Annotated in this window: 17 protein-coding genes and 1 pseudogene; 13 read left to right on the forward strand and 5 right to left on the reverse strand. The window is 34.8% G+C overall.

The features are described 5' to 3' along the window. Positions 1 to 3 precede the first annotated feature (3 nt). From brnQ to MRBLBA3_RS12935, 4 genes are all read left to right on the forward strand, one after another. Positions 4 to 1,362, forward strand: coding sequence for a branched-chain amino acid transport system II carrier protein (brnQ, locus tag MRBLBA3_RS12920; RefSeq protein ID WP_212090270.1), 1,359 nt, complete (start codon positions 4 to 6; stop codon positions 1,360 to 1,362). A gap of 86 nt (positions 1,363 to 1,448) precedes the next feature. Then, positions 1,449 to 1,868 (forward strand): VOC family protein, encoded by a 420-nt coding sequence (locus MRBLBA3_RS12925; protein WP_000750832.1) that lies wholly within the window; start codon positions 1,449 to 1,451, stop codon positions 1,866 to 1,868. Positions 1,869 to 2,197: 329 nt separating this feature from the next. Then, the gene (locus MRBLBA3_RS12930; protein ID WP_212090273.1) at positions 2,198 to 3,847 is read left to right on the forward strand and encodes a copper resistance CopC/CopD family protein; all 1,650 of its coding nucleotides are present in this window, start codon (positions 2,198 to 2,200) and stop codon (positions 3,845 to 3,847) included. 34 nt (positions 3,848 to 3,881) lie between these two features. Next, a complete protein-coding gene (locus MRBLBA3_RS12935) occupies positions 3,882 to 4,502 on the forward strand; it encodes a YcnI family protein (RefSeq protein ID WP_363381555.1) in 621 nt (206 codons plus the stop codon). 213 nt (positions 4,503 to 4,715) lie between these two features. Here MRBLBA3_RS12935 and MRBLBA3_RS12940 read toward each other — a convergent pair whose 3' ends face one another. Both MRBLBA3_RS12940 and MRBLBA3_RS12945 read right to left on the reverse strand, forming a co-directional pair. Continuing rightward, on the reverse strand, positions 4,716 to 4,826 hold the full coding sequence (locus tag MRBLBA3_RS12940) for a YjcZ family sporulation protein (RefSeq protein WP_212090277.1): 111 nt from the start codon (positions 4,824 to 4,826) through the stop codon (positions 4,716 to 4,718). Positions 4,827 to 5,250: 424 nt separating this feature from the next. Beyond that, positions 5,251 to 6,444, reverse strand: a complete 1,194-nt coding sequence (locus MRBLBA3_RS12945) for a NupC/NupG family nucleoside CNT transporter (protein WP_001009374.1) — start codon at positions 6,442 to 6,444, stop codon at positions 5,251 to 5,253. A gap of 106 nt (positions 6,445 to 6,550) precedes the next feature. Between MRBLBA3_RS12945 and MRBLBA3_RS12950 the strand changes: the two are divergent. Then, positions 6,551 to 7,054, forward strand: a pseudogene (locus MRBLBA3_RS12950) (tyrosine-type recombinase/integrase). Positions 7,055 to 7,241: 187 nt separating this feature from the next. Beyond that, complete coding sequence (locus tag MRBLBA3_RS12955; protein WP_212090281.1) at positions 7,242 to 8,438, forward strand: FAD-dependent monooxygenase; 1,197 nt, start codon at positions 7,242 to 7,244, stop codon at positions 8,436 to 8,438. A gap of 115 nt (positions 8,439 to 8,553) precedes the next feature. Here the strand turns inward: MRBLBA3_RS12955 and MRBLBA3_RS12960 are convergent, their stop codons facing one another. Next, positions 8,554 to 9,459, reverse strand: a complete 906-nt coding sequence (locus MRBLBA3_RS12960; protein WP_016129156.1) for a DMT family transporter — start codon at positions 9,457 to 9,459, stop codon at positions 8,554 to 8,556. A 97-nt stretch (positions 9,460 to 9,556) separates the two neighbouring features. Here MRBLBA3_RS12960 and MRBLBA3_RS12965 point away from each other — a divergent pair, with 97 nt between their 5' ends. From MRBLBA3_RS12965 to MRBLBA3_RS12980, 4 genes are all read left to right on the forward strand, one after another. Further along, positions 9,557 to 10,426 carry a LysR family transcriptional regulator gene (locus MRBLBA3_RS12965; RefSeq protein ID WP_000156751.1) on the forward strand — a complete coding sequence of 290 codons (870 nt, stop codon included), beginning with the start codon at positions 9,557 to 9,559 and terminating at the stop codon, positions 10,424 to 10,426. Positions 10,427 to 10,546: 120 nt separating this feature from the next. Continuing rightward, positions 10,547 to 10,978 (forward strand): Rrf2 family transcriptional regulator, encoded by a 432-nt coding sequence (locus tag MRBLBA3_RS12970; RefSeq protein ID WP_000704078.1) that lies wholly within the window; start codon positions 10,547 to 10,549, stop codon positions 10,976 to 10,978. 72 nt (positions 10,979 to 11,050) lie between these two features. Then, positions 11,051 to 11,701 (forward strand): DsbA family oxidoreductase, encoded by a 651-nt coding sequence (locus MRBLBA3_RS12975; RefSeq protein ID WP_363381559.1) that lies wholly within the window; start codon positions 11,051 to 11,053, stop codon positions 11,699 to 11,701. A 67-nt stretch (positions 11,702 to 11,768) separates the two neighbouring features. Continuing rightward, positions 11,769 to 12,371: a nitroreductase family protein gene (locus MRBLBA3_RS12980; RefSeq protein ID WP_088007776.1), complete on the forward strand. Its 603-nt coding sequence runs from the start codon at positions 11,769 to 11,771 to the stop codon at positions 12,369 to 12,371. A gap of 163 nt (positions 12,372 to 12,534) precedes the next feature. On the opposite strand, the gene MRBLBA3_RS12985 is transcribed toward MRBLBA3_RS12980, so the two are convergent. Then, positions 12,535 to 12,954 (reverse strand): GNAT family N-acetyltransferase, encoded by a 420-nt coding sequence (locus tag MRBLBA3_RS12985; protein ID WP_000860618.1) that lies wholly within the window; start codon positions 12,952 to 12,954, stop codon positions 12,535 to 12,537. A 184-nt stretch (positions 12,955 to 13,138) separates the two neighbouring features. On the opposite strand from MRBLBA3_RS12985, the gene MRBLBA3_RS12990 reads away from it, so the two are divergent. The 3 genes from MRBLBA3_RS12990 (at position 13,139) to MRBLBA3_RS13000 (ending at position 16,200) form a co-directional block, all read left to right on the forward strand. Then, on the forward strand, positions 13,139 to 13,273 hold the full coding sequence (locus MRBLBA3_RS12990; RefSeq protein ID WP_000997340.1) for a hypothetical protein: 135 nt from the start codon (positions 13,139 to 13,141) through the stop codon (positions 13,271 to 13,273). Positions 13,274 to 13,380: 107 nt separating this feature from the next. Next, positions 13,381 to 14,991, forward strand: coding sequence for an amidase family protein (locus MRBLBA3_RS12995; RefSeq protein WP_328023035.1), 1,611 nt, complete (start codon positions 13,381 to 13,383; stop codon positions 14,989 to 14,991). A gap of 189 nt (positions 14,992 to 15,180) precedes the next feature. Further along, positions 15,181 to 16,200, forward strand: a complete 1,020-nt coding sequence (locus MRBLBA3_RS13000) for an AI-2E family transporter (RefSeq protein ID WP_212090291.1) — start codon at positions 15,181 to 15,183, stop codon at positions 16,198 to 16,200. A gap of 45 nt (positions 16,201 to 16,245) precedes the next feature. Here the strand turns inward: MRBLBA3_RS13000 and MRBLBA3_RS13005 are convergent, their stop codons facing one another. Then, positions 16,246 to 16,530, reverse strand: a complete 285-nt coding sequence (locus tag MRBLBA3_RS13005) for a YesK family protein (RefSeq protein ID WP_098501095.1) — start codon at positions 16,528 to 16,530, stop codon at positions 16,246 to 16,248. Positions 16,531 to 16,582: the final 52 nt, after the last annotated feature.

A 16,582-nucleotide genomic window follows, 5' to 3' on the forward strand; every position in this document is an offset into this window, starting at 1 on the left:
ATTATGGCGAATAAAGTACCGTTTTCGTTCATAGTAGTTATCGGATTAATGTTATTTGCACTATTTTTTGGAGCAGGAAATTTAATATTCCCAGCGATGCTTGGCCAATCGGCAGGAGAGAATGTATGGATTGCTAACGCTGGATTTTTAGTAACAGGTGTTGGATTACCATTACTAGGTGTATTAGCATTTGGTTTTTCAGGTAAAGATGATTTACAGTCATTAGCAAGTCGAGCTCACCCGGTATTCGGGATTGTGTTTACGACAGTTTTATACTTAGCGATCGGTCCGTTATTTGCAATACCAAGAACGGGAAATGTTTCTTATGAAATTGGTCTTAAGCCGTTTATGCCAGAGGGATTAGGTTCTACACCGTTAATTCTTTTTACAATTATATTCTTTAGCATCACTTGTTTTTTTTCGCTAAATCCTGCGAAAATTGTCGATATTGTTGGAAAAATATTAACACCAATTAAATTAACATTCATTGGTATTTTAGTAATCGTTGCTTTTATTCATCCGATTGGAGAGATGCAAGCACCAGTTGAAGGATATACATCACATGCATTTTTCAAAGGATTCCAAGAAGGATACTTAACAATGGACACGCTTGCATCGTTCGTATTTGGGATCATCATTATTAATGCAATTAAAGAAAAAGGTGCGAAAACGAAAACACAAATTATGGTTGTTTGTGCAAAAGCGACAATCATCGCAGCATCTATTCTAGCAATTATTTATACAGCACTTTCTTATATGGGAGCTTCAAGTGTTGCGAAGCTTGGACATTTAGAAAACGGCGGAGAAGTATTAGCGAAAGTTTCTAACTACTATTTTGGATCATATGGCGGGGTATTATTAGGATTAATGATTACAGTTGCTTGTTTAACAACTAGTGTGGGACTTGTATCAGCGTGTTCTTCATTTTTCCATAAGTTATTCCCAAATGTTCCTTACAAGGTAATTGCAATTACGTTATGTGTGTTTAGTGCTATTGTTGCAAATGTTGGATTAACGCAATTAATCGCAGTTTCTGTTCCAGTATTAACAGCAATTTATCCACTAGCAATCGTGTTGATTTTCTTAACATTCTTCCACTCATTATTCAAAGGAAGGGCTGAAGTTTATCAAGTGAGTTTAATCGTAACGTTTATCATCAGCTTATTTGATGGATTAAGTGCAGCTGGAGTTAACATTGAAGTAGTAAGCCGTGTGTTCACTAAATTCCTTCCGATGCAGGAAGTAGGATTAGGCTGGATCTTCCCAGCGATTATCGGCGGATTTATCGGATATGGCATTAGCATTTTAAAAGTGAAAAATCAAGTTCAACCAGCAGCTAGTGCGAATAAGAAAATAGGTTGAATTTAAAAAGTTATAGAATTTGATTCTATAACTTTTTTTGTTACTATTGATAAGAATAGAAAAAATAAAGTAGTAGGGGAAATAAAATGAAAAAAACAATTGATCATATCGGCATCGCAGTTCGTGATATAGATAGTACGATTCATTTTTATGAAAAGGTTTTATCAGGAACTTTAATAGATCGATACGTAAGTGAAGCACCCGGTGTTGAAAGCGAAGTAGCTATTCTTGAAGTTGATGGTGATAGAATCGAATTACTTGCTCCGACGAATAATACAACTTCTCCAATAGCACGATTTATAAAGCAAAAAGGGAAAGGTGTTCATCACGTCGCGTATCGTGTAGATGATTTAGATGTAGCTTTAGAAGAATTAAAAGAACAAGGTATTCGCACACTAGAACACACACTTCGAATGAATAAACATGGTAGAAGATTAATTTACCTTAATCCGGCGGATACAGAAGGCACGATCATTGAGTATTGTGATTATCCTGAAGAGAAATAGAAGAAGGATATTTTTAAAAAAGGTGTTACGTAATAATGTAACACCTTTTTATTTATGCATTTCACATTTTCTTCACAAATGATTCACGATAACTTTTCTTCTTAGGGAACTTACATAAATATATTTTATGATATAATTACAATCAACTTTAAAAATATAAGTTATTTCAATTAAAGTAGTTACTATTGTATTGGAAGTTTAAAGGTGGGGAGAAATAAATCATCATATTGTATGAAAATTTATACTTCATCAGGTTAATATTTCGTCAGGAAATCAAACTAGGAAGTATAAAGTAATGAAAGTGTAGCGATGAAGAAGAAAGAAGTGAAATGAGTGTGAAAGTAATAAGAAGATTAGGGGCATGGTTGCTAATCGCGTGCGTGTTTATCATATTAATCCCAAAAAGCGCGTCTGCTCATGCGTATGTTTTAAAATCAAACCCTGCTGAAAATGAAACGTTGAAGAAAGCACCAACTGTTGTGAAAATTGAATTTGATGAGGATATACAAGTTTCACACTTTAATACATTGTTTGTAAGAGATACCTCAGGTAAAAGAGTAGATTTAAAAGATGCTCATATTGATAAAAAAAATAAAAAATTATTAGAAGCAGGGTTAAAGGAGAATCTTAAAGACGGTCTCTATTCTATTCAGTGGAAAGCTATTTCAGCTGATGGACATCCAATTCAAGGAGTTATTCCGTTCCGTATTGGGCCAGCTGCAGCGGGAGGGGAAGATGTACAAGTAGAGGAGATGGGTTACGTTCCACAAATCGATATGATTGTGGAACGCGGGATTCTATATACAAGTTTCTCACTATTTTTAGGAGTTCTATTCTTTAATCTTATTATATATAAAGGGAATGCAACCCTTGTTCGATCAAATAGTAAAAAAATAATATGGATCTCATTATTTGGTATATTCATTAGTTTACTATTCAATTTACCATTGCAAGCGAAAATAAATGCTGATGTTTCATGGCTAGAAGCATTCGATCCTATATTATTAAAAGAAACATTACAACTATCTGTTTTTGGTTATGTATGGATAACTCAAATGGCTCTTATTAGTATGCTTATGATTATTACTTATTTTGCAGTGAAGCGTGAGAAACTTTCGTCGTTTAAAGTATGGAGCATTCCAATGCTACTGTTTGTTGGGTTACTTGTTATGAAAGCCATTAATAGTCACGCATATGGTTTAAAGTTTAAAGACATTGCTGTCGTGATGGATTTTCTGCATTTATTCGCAGCTTCATTATGGATTGGCGGTCTATCATCGATTATTCTTCTTTTACGTAAAGAGGATGACAAGTGGACTATGTATTGGGATGCAATTAAGCGTTTTTCACCATGGGCAACAGGTGCTGTCATAGTGATTTTATTAACAGGCCTTTTTAACAGTACATTTTTTATTCCCACGATCCATTCCCTATTTGATACGAAGTATGGATTGGCCTTATTAGCGAAGATGCTCTTATTTGTTTTCATGGGGGTATTGGGAATTATTCATTATGTGAGAGGGAAAATGCGAGCACAGCAAGGATTAGGAGTTACGGTGAAAGTAGAGTTTATCATTGGAATTATCATTTTCGTAATCGTAGCTTTTATGACAAACGTACAAACACCGCCGATGCCTCCTACTGGACCTTTTACAGAGAGTAAACAATTAGATAATGGATATGAAATTACTTTACATGTAAGCCCTAATAAGGTAGGACAGAATACATTTCATATTACTTTAAAGGATGAGAACGGACAGCCTGTTACTGAAATGGAACAAATTATATTGACTACTCAATCGTTAGATATGAATATGGGAAAAGGTTCATTTAAGGTTTCAGCCGTTTCACCGGGAGAATATGAAGCGGAAGGCATGTATATTAACATGACAGGAAACTGGAATATACATGTTCATGGATTAACAAAATCTCTTGATAGCTTCGATACAGATTATAAATTTATTGTAGGTGGCAGATAAAGGGACGTTACAGATGAAAAGGAGTTAATAGAAAATGAAGCGTATAAAAAAATTAGGAACAACAATGATCGCAACAATAATTGCAATGGGAATTTTTTCGATACCTGTTAGTGCTCACGTAACTGTGCAACCAGCAACTTCGGATGTTAACTCATGGGAGACATACACAATAAAGGTACCAGTTGAAAAGAATATGGCAACAACAAAAGTTACACTGAAAATACCATCTGGAGTCGAGTTTCAACAGTATGAGCCAGTACCAGGATGGAAAGTGGAAGAACAAAAAGATGCAGCTGGAAAAGTTAAAACTGTAATATGGGAAGTAACAGGAGATGGGATTTTACCTGGTCAGTTCCAGCGATTTACTTTCGTCGCTAAAAATCCAGATAAAGAACAAAAAATAGCGTGGGGTGCATATCAGCAATATAAAGACGGAGAAATTGTTGAATGGACAGGTGATGAGAAAGCTGAGAAACCACATTCCCTTACTACGATTGCCAAAGGTGCGTCATTGACAGGAGAACATGGTGAAGTGTCTAGTGTAGAAAAGAATGAAGGCACTAGTAATATGCAAGTAATGGCGATTGTTTTATCTATTTTGGCAATTGTATCGTCGGTGGGTACTTGTATTTTTGTAGTACGTCGTAAAAAATAGACAACCAAGTAGGTGTGGAGTGAGGGGAAAACGGGCGATAACGTCAAAAGCTTACCTATCACTATAGTAACGAAGAAAGCCCAATTCTCAATTTTATTGCTGAGGAATTGGGCTCTTTAATAAATTTCCTTAACTTTGTAAATTCGCATTTTCCCGACGCCATCCCGTATAGAAAAAAGACACTCATATAGGAGTGCCTTTTCTGATGTTTTTTTAGCAGAAGCAAACAGCTCCAACTATGATTAATAAAATAAATAATACAACTAATAAAGCAAATCCTCCAGAAAAACCACAACCTCCGCCGCAACTACCACCAAATCCCATAATAGTTCCTCCTTTAATAAGGGGGGAAACAAGGGTAGACTCATGTATTTTAACGGATTCAATTTCCTTTATGTTTTTACGAATTAATTGAGCAGGTCCTTTAAGAAAAAAGAAAAGACACCCTAAGGTGCCTTACTCCAACTTGATAAACACAGTATATGTATTGGACTCCCCTCGATAAAACTTTTCAATATGTTTATTGTATATATTTTAAAAGGATTTATTCCACTACTGACTGCAGCAACAATTTTTTGCTAATTCAAATGGCTAATTCAAATCCTGCGTGCTCACTGTAATATACTCTTCACTTTCCTTGAGGAGGGATTCTTCTTGGCTAAGAAGATAAGAGGGACAGATTTTCTTATGCCTTGCACTGTGTACATAAATTTCATCCGTAAGGGTGTCAAGTATCTTCGATATTCATTTACCATACAAAAAGCCCCACAAGCATAGCACTTAATAAAGAAACAGCCATTCCACTAACAAGAAGCTTCCAAACATTCTTACCGATAATTGATGATTTTTCTTCGCCAAATAATGAATTGTAAGTTCCATAAATCATGCCTACTGTACTAAAGTTAGCAAAAGAGGCTAGAAATGTTGTTGCAACTGCAATAGTATGCGGATGTAAAGAGTTTAGGTGTGATTTTAAATCCATCATTGCAACAAATTCATTCGTTGTTATTTTAATCCCCATTAATTCAGCAACATACATAGCATCACTGCCTGATACACCGAGTAAAAAAGCGAAGGGACTAAAGATAATAGAGAAGATTTTTTGAATTGTTAAACCTGTTACAAAAAAACTTAAAATCCCATTTAAACATGCTGTTAATGCTACATATCCAATTACCATGGCTAAAATAACAATAACCATATTCATCCCAACTAACATGCTGTTTGAAATGGTAGAAAAGAAATCTTTTTTTTCATTTTTTGAAGGTGAATAAATAATATCTTCTTCTTTAGTGACTTCTATAGGATTTAAAACATTGGCTAAAATTAATGCGTTAATACAGTTTAAAGGAATGGCGCTGAAAATATATGTTGCTGGAACCATTGATAGATAAGCACCAAGAATGGAACCGCTGACGCTACTCATACTCATAATTCCAAAAGTCAACAAACGATTTTCTTTTAAAACAGATAATTGATCACGAACAACTGCAAGTGCTTCCGTGTTTCCTAAAAACATCATTTGAATGGAAAAGAAGCTTTCTAACTTTGGTAAACGAGAAATCTTTGAAATGATTGCACCTACTTTATCGATAATCCAAGTTAAAATTCCAAAATAAGAAAGAATATCAAAAAAAGTGATAACAAAAATGATAGGAAGTAATGCGCTAAAGAAGAAGTCAATTGTTTGATTTTCCATAGCTGAAGGAAATGCAAATCGAATACCTTCATTCGCACATGATAGTAGCCAGCTGAAAAATGACGCAATTTTATTAATTATGATACTACCCAATTTGGTACCTAACATAAACCATGTAATAAAAAGTTCCAATATTATTAGAATACTGATTGGTCTCCATTTTATTTTTCTTTTATTAGGCGAACATAGGAAAACGAATAATATTACAATGAAAATCCCTAAAATATTTAATATGAAATTCATGTCAACAACTCCTTGAGCTTTATTATTTGTATATAAAAAAGCTCTTATTCTTCCTACTTTGGCTAATGAACAAAAGTATGAAGAATAGGAGAGGAACGAAAAATTGATGGTTTATAAACATCCCAATACAACGAGAGAAATCATATCATTATTTGAATTTTTGTATTCTAGGGGCTGCCGTATTGGGGAAGTCGTAAAACTGAATCGTGATGATATTAACTTCTCAACGAATGCTGTCATTGTGCATGGGAAAGGTGTTAAAGAAAGGGAAGTATACTTTAATACTCGTTGCACTATTTGGTTAAAAAGGTATCTAGATGAAAGAGATGATGAGGGGCCTTGTTTGTTTATTACGGGAAGAAGGCTCAAAAGACGAATAAGTATTGATAACCTAAGATTTATTATCAAACGTATATCAAATTGTACTGAGATTAAATAGAGTATTCATCCTTATCAATTACTTCACAGCTATGCTACATATATGATTAACAACGGTGAGCCACTTGAAGTAATAAAAAGCTTACTTGGTCATGAGAAGAATGAAACCACAAGAATATTTGCTCAGCTGAGCGGAAAGTTGAGACACAATTTTTATATTAAATATTTATGAAAGCTACTGAAATTAATTTTTAATCAAAATCGAGGGGTGCATATAAAAAGACGTATCTTTTTGAAGTGGACCATTTTGTTGGAAAATTAAATTCCTGTTATTTTGTTGTGGTAAATAAGTAGAATAGGTCGTGAATATACTGTGGAGATGTTAAGGCTTTAATTAGGATAGGAGTGAATAAGCAATTATGATACAAACGATGAGCGTCCTTATTTCTGGTGCGAGCATTGCCGGCCCGGCACTTGCTTACTGGCTTCAACGCCACGGATTCGACGTGACTGTAATAGAACGTGCACCAGCATTGCGCACGGGTGGTTACGGGGTTGATATCCGTGGTGCAGCTATTACGGTGCTTAAGGGGATGGACATACTTGATCAAGTTCGTGCAGCTGACACGAACATGACTGGTGTTTATTTCGTGAACAGCGAGGGTAAGTTCGAAGGTCAAATAAGCGAAGCGAGTATGGGGAACCAGCAGGGTCTGGACATAGAAATCATGCGTGACGATCTTAGTAACATTTTGTACGATTTAACCAAGGATACGGTTGAATATATTTGGGGCGATTCGATTACCACTATACATGATACTGAAGCTGGTGTAGAAGTTCAATTTATTCATGGCAAGCCACAGAAATTTGACCTGGTCATCGGTGCGGACGGGCTCCATTCTAATGTGCGCACCTTAACTTTTGGTGACGAAGCACAGTTTAAACGTACCCTTGGCTGTTATATCTCAATTTTTAACCTCGAGAATTACCTTAACCTCGACCACCACCAGCTGCTTTATACGATACCAGGCAAAACAGTAGGTATGTATAGTGCTCGTGACAATACCGAAGCAAGGGGGATGTTCTTGTTCCAATCAGAGGCATTGAAGTACGACCGCTATGATATAGAATCTCAAAAGAAACTTGTAGAAAATGCCTTCTTAGGCCAGACAGGTTGGGAAACCTCGCATCTACTCAAGACAATGAGAGATGCGACAGACTTTTATTTTGACGAGATATGCCAGATTCACATGCCGACCTGGTCAAAGGGGAGGGTTACATTGGTAGGCGATGCAGCGTATGGCCCATCCCCTTTATCGGGTCAAGGCTCTAGCCTGGCGCTTGTCGGGGCTTTTGTATTAGCTGGTGAACTCAAAGCTGCAGATGGCGACTTCGCCCGTGCATTTATTGCCTATGAACAAAAAATGAGAAAGTTTGTTGAGAAAAATCAAAAAATAGGATTAATGGCTGCCGGGAGTATGGTTGAAAAATCAAACTTCAAAATCTTTCTTCGTAACTTAATGTTGCGTATACCAACCATTATGGTTGTACAATTTAAGATGATTTCGAAAATGATAGCGAAAGCTGCTAACGGGATAGAGCTGAAAGATTATTGATATGGATAGTTATAACAAAAAGAGAGATTTCCCTTTTTGTTGGTACTTAAAGTGATGGTACACAAAATAGACATAAGAAAGAGCCTACAAAAAGTAGGCTCTTTCTTATGTCTATTTATTTCACTTCAACTTGCTGCCCTACAGCAAGTGTTTTCGGCTTTATATTTACAAAACAAATACTTACTACAATAAATAAAAGTCCGATGAATAAGCTAATCGTAATTGCCTCATGTAAGAAAATTGAACTTACAATAATAGCGATAAGAGGGATAAGGAATGTATAAGCTCCAACTTTACTTGCCTCACCAGCTCCAACGAGTGTGAAGTAAGCAAGCCACCCCATTGCAATAACAAAGAATGAGATGAATAGTAGTACACTTACAAATGGTATACTCCAAGCGATGTTAGACCAGCTTTCAAATTCTGAACCAAATCCGATTAAGCAAAGTCCGCCAATAATAAGCTGAAGTGTTACCATCCAAATGGCATTAACGCGGTGTCCAGTTTTCTTAATAAATACTGTACCGAGTGCCCAGCCGATAGCACAGCCTAAAGCAAGTAGAACACCGATAATAGAAATATGTCCAGTTAAACTACTAGAGCTAATAACCCCTACACCAATAAATCCAAGAATAAGTCCGAAAATTTTCAAGCCATACATTGCCTCTTCAAGCCAAATCCATGAGAAAATGCCGAGTAAGACAGGTTGGAGAAATACGATTGCGGAGAATAGTCCGGCGGGCATGTATTGAAGTCCGACAGTTTGTAATCCGTAAAATAAAATAATATTGAGTAAAGATGAAATAAAATATAGATGCCAAGTTTCCTTTAAATTTAACTGTTTGTATTTCGGTAATGCGAAAATAAGTAGGATAAATCCTCCTATTAATGTTCTAATCCCTGCAAAGAGTACGGGTGGTGTGTAATGCAAAGCGAATTTTGATAACGGCCAATTAATTCCCCACATAATAACGAGAAAGGTAAGGATTATTGTCGCTTTAGTTCGAGAAAGCTGTGTCACGGTAAGACCTCCTTGTTGTCATTCATTTCACTATGATATGATATCGAATATGATAAATAAAATGAATCTTTTTTATAAGGAGTATAAGTGATTAGTTATGACCATTACACAACTTCAAGTATTAATAAAAACTGTTGAGTTAGGTAGTTTTACGAAGGCAGCCGGGGAGTTAAATATGACACAGCCAGCCGTTAGTCATGCGATTTCAAGTATTGAGTCAGAGTTAGGAGTTACTATTCTAATACGCGATAAACGAAAAGGGTTAATCGTTACGGATGTTGGAAACAGAATTCTTGTACATATTAGAGAGATTTTGAACGGTGTTGAGAAGATTGAACAAGAGGTGGCGATGGAGAAAGGACACGAAGTTGGGACGATTAGAATTGGGAGTTTTCCAAGTGCTTCTGCACATTTCTTACCCAAAATGATAAATCTTTTTAAGGAGAAGTATCCGAACTTAGAAGTCGTTCTTTGTGAAGGGACGATTAAAGAAGTTGAAGAGTGGTTAGTATCGAGGGTTGTTGATATAGGAATTGTTATTTTGCCTAATAAAGATATGGAGATTGTCCCATTAACGAAGGGGAAAATGGTTGTTATCTTAAGAGAGGATCATCCTCTTTGTAAGAAGGACTTTATTACAATTAGTGATTTAGAGAATGAACCGATTATATTATGTAAGGGCGGATACGAACCACCCATTATTGATATGTTTAAACAAGCCAACGTACCACTTCGGGCTGAGTATATAATTTCGACAGTTACTACAGCTTTAAATATGATTCAAGAAGGATTAGGTATTGCAATATTAGCTGAATTATCTTTAACGAATTTACCACAGAATGTGCAAACGAGAGAATTGGAACCGCAAGTATGGAGAGAAATTGCTTTAGCTGTTCCTTCATTAAAGGATTCTTCAATCGCTGTGCAGCTATTTATTGAAGAATTTCAAGCGCTATTTGCAGAATAAAAAGAGGTGTCTCATATATCATAATGGGACACTTTTTAATTTGCTTATAAAAAATCTATGAAAAGGATTGACTTATTTTTTAGTTGTAACTATAATGATTACATCAAGATGGTGATTACGATGAAAATTAGTAGCCGCTTTTCTATAGCTGTTCATATTTTATCTATTTTGAAAAACAATCCATCTTCACTTTGTACTTCAGACTATATGGCTGAAAGTGTAAATACAAATCCGGTAGTAATCCGTAAAATTATGTCGTACTTGAAACAAGCTGGATTTGTTTACGTAAATCGCGGACCAGGTGGCGCGGGATTATTAAAGGATTTACATGAAATCACGTTGTTAGATGTGTATCATGCAGTAAATGTAGTGGAAGAGGATAAACTATTTCATATTCATGAGCAACCAAATCCAGATTGTCCAATTGGCGCGAATATTCAAGTGGTGTTAGAAGTTATATTAATTCAAGCACAATCCGCGATGGAAGAAGTTTTGAAAAATATTACGATGGGGCAGTTGTTTGAATCTTTACAAGAGAAAATGAATGCTTAAAATAGTATCTATATTTTTTTGTTATCGATGTAACTGTTTTGATTACAACTATAAAGGTAAGGTGTAAAAATTATGACTGTAAAAATGAAAGTATACTCAGACTTTATATGTCCATTTTGTTTTTTAGCAAAAGGTCCATTAGATGAAGTAGCGAAAGAGAAAGATGTAGAAATTGAATTGATGCCATTTGAATTACGTCCAAGTCCATATTCAAAAATAGATCCATGGAATGAGCCAGAAAAATTAGGCTCATGGGATGCTTTCATTCTTCCTACAGCGAAAAAATTAGGAATCGATATGCGTCTGCCACGTGTTTCTCCGCATCCATATACACATTTAGCTTTTGAAGGATGTCAATTTGCGAAAGAGCGTGGACTAGGAAATGAATATCATCACCGCGTATTTACAGCATTTTTCCAAGAAGAACAAAACATTGAAGATATTGATGTGTTAACAAAATTAGCGGTAGAAGTAGGGCTTCCTGAAGCTGAATTTAAAGATGCTTTAGTAACACGTAAATATAAAGAAAAGCATCAAGCAGCAATTAAGCATGCATATGATGAAGCGAATATTATGGCGGTACCAACTGTCATGATTGGTGATGAGGTCATTCAAGGGCTTGCTAGTAAAGAAACGCTAGAAAGAGTAATTGATAAAGAAATGGAAAAGGATAAAACAAATTCATTTGAAGGCATGCAATGTAATACGGATGGATATTGCTAATTCGTTTTGCATGAAAGAATCGAATTGATTTGTTTAAATAAAAAAACATACATTTGGAGGAATTAAAATGTCAGCAACTACAACAAACTTAAAAGAAGCAATCGTGAACCGTCGTTCAATTCGTAAAGTAACAAAAAATGATGCAATTACAAAGGAAAGAATTGAAGAAGTATTAAAAACAGCTTTACATGCACCAACTTCTTTCAATATGCAAAGTGGCCGTATGGTTGTATTAATGGATGGACAGCATGAAAAGTTTTGGGATATCGTAAAAGAAACGCTTAGATCACGCGTGCCAGCAGAAAACTTTGAAGCGACTGTAGAAAGACTAAAAGGTTTCCATGCAGGTGTTGGGACTGTGTTATTCTTTGAAGATCAAGCAACAGTAGAAAAAATGCAAGAAAATGCACCATTATATAAAGATCAGTTCCCATTCTGGTCTCATCAAGGAAATGCAATGTTACAACATACTGTATGGATGTTATTATCAGCTGAAGGAATTGGCGCATCATTACAACATTACAATCCAATCGTAGATGCTGAAGTGAAAGAAACATGGAACATTCCAGCAGAGTGGAGTTTAGTAGGACAAATGCCATTTGGTGAGCCAAATGAACAACCAGGAGAAAGAACGTTCTTACCTACTGAAGATGTAGTGAAATTTTATTAAGAAATTTAAAATATACAGAGTTAAATAAATGAAAGGAGAGTACATATTAGCTATATATGTACTCTCCTTTCGTATGTAATGTTTAAATTCGATTGTGGAAAAGGTTACTGCAAGAATAATTTCTTTCATACGAAGCGAAGTTTTCCCTACAATTAAAAATCTATCATGTTTTTGAAATGACAGTAAACATCCCCGTCATGTTTGGTGAGTAATTTTTAAAATCAAATTTTTCATAGAACGATTCTTTACCTTGTGATGCAAATAAACCGACAAACGCCTTATCAGGGGCATTCTCATTTAAGTATGCAATCAAACGATGCATGATTTCTTTCCCGATACCATGTTTCTGATAATCTGGATGAACCACTATATCTTGAATATAGAAATAGATAGATCCATCGCCAACAATTCTCCCCATGCCGATAATTTGTTCATTATCTTTGACTGTGATGCAGTGAATAGAATGCTTCAGTGAAGTATCCGCTACTTCAAAATTCATATAATTAGTCCATCCAACAGAATCACACAAATATTTATACTCTTCTAATGTTGGAATGTTATGTTTAAACTCATATGTTTTCAAAATGTAACCTCCATGTCCTTAAATTCAATTAGTATATAAATTCGACATTTTTTTATCTTTTCCTCTTACGTAACTGCCTTTATCCATTGAGTTTCGTACAGTGTCCTTAATTGTATTTGTGTTAATTTATAAGAGTTTAGGGAAAAAATATAAGAAATAACGTAGTAAGAAGGGAAGTGGAAAAATGAATGATGAGAAAAAATATACAGTAGTAGGTACTGATGTTGAGGAAGTAAAACGTTTAAATAAAGATTCAGGATTAACGTATAATCAAGTGAAGGAATTATTAGCGAAGCAAATGCAAAAAAGAAGTAATTAGATTGAAATCTTTCATTTTTTCATTTAGCATTTTGACTGGAGAGAGTTAAGTAAAAGGTAACTCTCTTTTTTATATAAATGAGCAACTTTTAGAGTGGAGGAAACAACATGAAAAAATGGGTGAAAATAACGTTGTCTATCGCCGGAGGTATTGTCCTAGTGGCATGTGCCGGAGGATATTACGTGTATAAAAATTATTTTCCGAAGGAACCTGAACGTATTGTATATGATAAAGACAGAGTGTTAAAACCGATACATAATCAGCTTAAAGGGATCGACATAGATAATATAAAGATAAAAGAAAAAGAAGTTGTAAATGCGACTGTGGATGAGCTTCAAAAAATGGTCGATGATGGAAAATTGTCATATAAAGAATTGACGAGTATTTATCTTTTTAGAATACAAGAACACGACCAAAATGGAATATCATTAAATGCTGTTACAGAGATTAATCCAAATGCAATGGAGGAAGCGAGAAAGTTAGATAAAGAGAGGGCTTTAAATAAGAAATCGAACTTATACGGCATTCCGGTTATAGTAAAAGATAATGTACAAACGGAAAAAGTGATGCCGACAAGCGCAGGAACTTATGTATTAAAAGATTGGATTGCAGATGAAGATGCGACGATTGTGAAGAATATGAAAGAAGAAGGTGCATTTGTTTTAGGGAAAGCAAATATGTCTGAGTGGGCGAATTATTTATCTTTCACAATGCCAAGTGGGTATAGTGGGAAGAAAGGACAAAATTTAAATCCATATGGTCCGATTATATTTGATACATCAGGATCGAGTTCAGGATCTGCTACAGTAGTTGCAGCTGATTTTGCACCGCTTGCAATCGGGACGGAAACGACGGGATCCATTGTAGCACCGGCAACGCAACAATCAGTAGTTGGGTTACGTCCATCTTTAGGTATGGTTAGTAGAACTGGAATTATTCCGTTAGCTGAAACGCTTGATACTGCAGGGCCTATGGCAAGAACGGTAAAAGACGCGGCAACGTTATTTAATACAATGGTAAGTTATGATGAAAAAGATGCTATGACAGAAAAAATGAAAGATAGAGATAGAATAAATTATACGAATGATTTATCGATAGATGGATTAAAAGGGAAAAAGATAGGGATTCTTTTTTCTGTAGATCAACAAGATGAAAATAGAAAAGCAGTAGCAGAAAAGATTAGAAAAGACATTCAAGATGCAGGTGCGATATTGACTGATGATATTCAGTTAAACAGCGAGGGTGTAGATAATCTGCAAACATTAGAATATGAGTTCAAGCATAATGTTAACGACTATCTTTCGAAGCAAAAAAATGTGCCTGTAAAATCGTTAGAAGAGATTATAGCGTTTAATAAAAAAGATAGTAAAAGACGAATGAAATATGGACAAACATTAATTGAGGGGTCTGAAAAATCTGCTATAACGAAAGATGAGTTTGAAAAAGTAGTTCAAACGAGTCAAGAAAATGCAAGAAAAGAGCTAGATAGGTATTTAGTAGAAAAAGGTTTGGATGCTCTTGTGATGATTAATAACGATGAAGTTCTTCTATCAGCTGTGGCTGGTTATCCAGAATTAGCAGTGCCGGCAGGGTATGATTCTGATGGTCAGCCTGTAGGCGTAGTGTTTGTTGGGAAACAGTTTGGTGAAAAAGAACTTTTTAATATTGGATATGCGTATGAACAGCAATCTAAAAATAGACGATCTCCTAAAATATAGAGTTGATAAAGTAGTTTTTAGAAAAGTATTAGATAAAAAAATCCGACAATAAAAAAGAAAAAAAGGATTCTTCCCAATTAGTAAGAAAGATTGTCTATAGAAGCTCATAAAATGTAATAGTATTACAATGAATAAGTGTGTGTTGCAATATATCAATTTCCATCCATTGAAGGGGGAGGTTAAATCTTAATGAATGAAGTGAAAAATTTTTTTCGAAGTAGAGGGTTTCAACGGTTTCTCGTTTTAATAATATTAGCATTTGTATTATATGGATTAAAAAGTATGATCAATTTAATTTTGATTACGTTTATACTGACATTTTTAATGGATCGGTTTCAACGGTTTATTTCAAAGAAGTTGAAAGTAAATAGGAAGGTAGTTATTGCTTGTTTATATATAATATTAGTGACCTTTATTGTCACAACATTGTATAAGTATTTACCGGTACTAACGATACAAATTTCACAATTAATTTATCAATTTAAATTGTTTTTTCAACATCCACCTGATAATGAGATGATTAGATACGTACTTTCAGCAATTAATGAAATGGAAGTATCAAAATATATTGAACAAGGTGTGGATGTCATTTATCAATCAATAGCAAACATAGGAAAGGTAAGTTTGCAAATACTATTGTCTCTTATTCTAAGCTTATTTTTCTTATTAGAAAAAGAGCGGATTATTTCATTCACGTCTAAATTTAAAGATAGTAAATTAAAGATTTTTTATGAGGAGATTGCATATTTCGGCGAAAGATTTGCGAGATCGTTTGGAAAGGTGATTGAAGCACAGTTTTTAATTGCGGTTGTCAATTGTGTGCTCACTGTAATCGCACTTGTCATTTTAGGATTTCCACAGCTCCTTGTATTAGCTGTCATGGTCTTTCTACTCGGTTTGATTCCAGTTGCTGGTGTTATTATTTCCCTGTTTCCACTTTGTATCATTGCCTATAACGTCGGTGGAGTTATGTATGTTGTATACATACTAGTATTCATTACAATAATCCATGCTCTTGAAAGTTATTTTTTAAATCCAAAATTTATGTCTGCAAAAACGAATTTGCCTGTCTTTTATACATTTATGATTCTCATCTTTTCAGAGCATTTCCTCGGAATATGGGGGCTTATTATCGGGATACCGATCTTTATCTTTTTATTAGATGTACTTGACGTAAATAATGATAAATCGATTAAAAATAATAAGTGATAGAAATAACCGATGTTGTCTTTTGGGGAAAACATCGGTTATTTCTTATTTTTTCTTTGGAGGAGGTAGTTTTATAAATTTATTTGCAATTAAAGCTATAATAACAGCAGTAAAAATAAACACCGCGATTATGCCGACCCCCATACCTGCCCATCCTCCTATAAGGAAGATACTGATCGGTATTGCTAATAAGCTTAAAATAATAAGAATCAATCCGAGATTCTTATCATATTTTTTGGTTGGAAATAATGTTCGGATGATTAAAAAGAGAAAAAGTATTAATGCCGCTACAGCTAGTAAGAGGATGACAATTGTCCAAGAATCATTCATAAAATCACTCCCTTCTATCCCGCATTAACGGGCAGTAAAACTCCCACCTCAA

The sequence above is a fragment of the Bacillus sp. LBA3-1-1.1 genome (assembly GCF_040676495.1).
Lineage (GTDB): Bacteria > Bacillota > Bacilli > Bacillales > Bacillaceae_G > Bacillus_A > Bacillus_A nitratireducens.